The organism is Testudinibacter crocodili (assembly GCF_006228025.1).
GTDB lineage: Bacteria > Pseudomonadota > Gammaproteobacteria > Enterobacterales > Pasteurellaceae > Chelonobacter.
The window spans coordinates 1-1,435 of record NZ_VDHF01000149.1; the positions used below are offsets into that span (position 1 = coordinate 1).

Annotated in this window: 2 protein-coding genes; both read right to left on the reverse strand. The window is 44.3% G+C overall.

Translation table 11 applies throughout. The features are described from left to right. Positions 1-44: 44 nt before the first annotated feature. Positions 45-488 carry an ACP-like domain-containing protein gene (locus tag FHQ23_RS11950; RefSeq protein WP_139614519.1) on the reverse strand — a complete coding sequence of 148 codons (444 nt, stop codon included), beginning with the start codon at positions 486-488 and terminating at the stop codon, positions 45-47. Between the two features lie 61 nt (positions 489-549). Continuing rightward, on the reverse strand, positions 550-1,404 hold the full coding sequence (gene folD, locus FHQ23_RS11955) for a bifunctional methylenetetrahydrofolate dehydrogenase/methenyltetrahydrofolate cyclohydrolase FolD (protein WP_139614520.1): 855 nt from the start codon (positions 1,402-1,404) through the stop codon (positions 550-552). Positions 1,405-1,435: the final 31 nt, after the last annotated feature.

Here is a 1,435-nt window from a genome sequence, read left to right on the forward strand (position 1 = left end):
CCATTTTGTCTACTATACCATATGGTATAGCTCGATATTAAGGCTTATTTAGCCGGGAAGCAGGATTTTTTCAAAATTTGATCGACTTTAACGGCTGCGCCATTGACCGTATCGTTTTTCGTTAAGGTCAGGAAGCCGTTGCCCTCTTTTTCAGGGGTTTGACCTGCACCGTTATTGCTGATGGACCAAGAGTAATCACCAACACTAAAGACAGTTGTTTCTGGATTCGATTTATCACCATCATAATCCATGGTTAAAATTTCCTCGCCTAAAGTCACTTGCGCAACTGCAGTGGCTTCGCCAAAGTGGTAGCGAGCTTTTGCCTGTTTTTGATCAACACCATTTTCACATTGATAGTTGATCCATTTCGCTGCCAAAATAGGTTCTTGATAATCTTTTACAGCGACTTGGTTATCTGCGGAGTGGCTGCAAGCGATTAATACAGTAGAGCAAGCAGTAACGAGCAACATAGTTTTTTTCAAAGACATATCTTTCTCCTTTTAGAGTACTAGAATAGAAATCCGAGATAGGATTTCCCGATAAAAATCGTTATTGGTCATGATAGTGTTCGCAGGCATACAACGTATTGCTCATCAACATCGCAACCGTCATTGGTCCAACGCCACCGGGCACTGGCGTAATAAATGCCGCATTTTCGCTGGCAGTGTTAAAATCAACATCACCAACCAAGCCGTTTTCGGTACGGTTTATACCGACGTCAATAACGGTTGCACCTTTTTTAATCCAATCCCCCGGAATAAAGTGCGGTTTGCCGACTGCAACGACCAAAATATCAGCTTGGCGGATATGCTGCTCTAAATTTTGCGTAAAGCGGTGAGTAACCGTGACGGTACAGCCCGCCAGTAGTAGCTCTAGCGCCATTGGTCGCCCGACAATATTTGAGGCACCAACCACCACCGCATGTTGTTCATACAGATTGATGTCGGTGGTTTGTAACAGTTTAATGATACCATAAGGGGTGCAGGCGCGCAGTAGAGGAATTCGCTGGCATAAACGCCCGACGTTGTATGGGTGAAACCCATCGACATCCTTACTTGGAGTGATACGTTCAATCACTTTGGTTGCGTCGATTTGTGCTGGTAACGGCAGTTGAACTAAAATACCATCAATTTGCGTATTATTATTTAGTTGTTCGATGAGTGCTAATAACGTTTGTTCGTCTGTGTCGGCAGGCAAGTCGTAAGATTGCGAATAAATCCCCAGCTCGGCACAGGTTTTGCGTTTGCTGCCGACATAGACTTGTGAAGCCGGATCGGCACCAACTAAAATGACTGCTAGCCCAGGCACCCGTTTACCTTCACGTATACGATCACGGATTTTTTCTGCAATCTCGGTTTTTATTTGGGCTGCAATATGTGTGCCAGAAATAATTTGCGCAGACATTTATTAATCCTTTGTTAGGGTCTGTTGATCT

Excerpts from the sequence above, each read along its gene's own strand:
- FHQ23_RS11950 (WP_139614519.1), bottom strand. The coding sequence starts at position 488 with ATGTCTTTGAAAAAAACTATGTTGCTCGTTACTGCTTGCTCTACTGTA.
- folD (WP_139614520.1), bottom strand. The coding sequence starts at position 1,404 with ATGTCTGCGCAAATTATTTCTGGCACACATATTGCAGCCCAAATAAAA.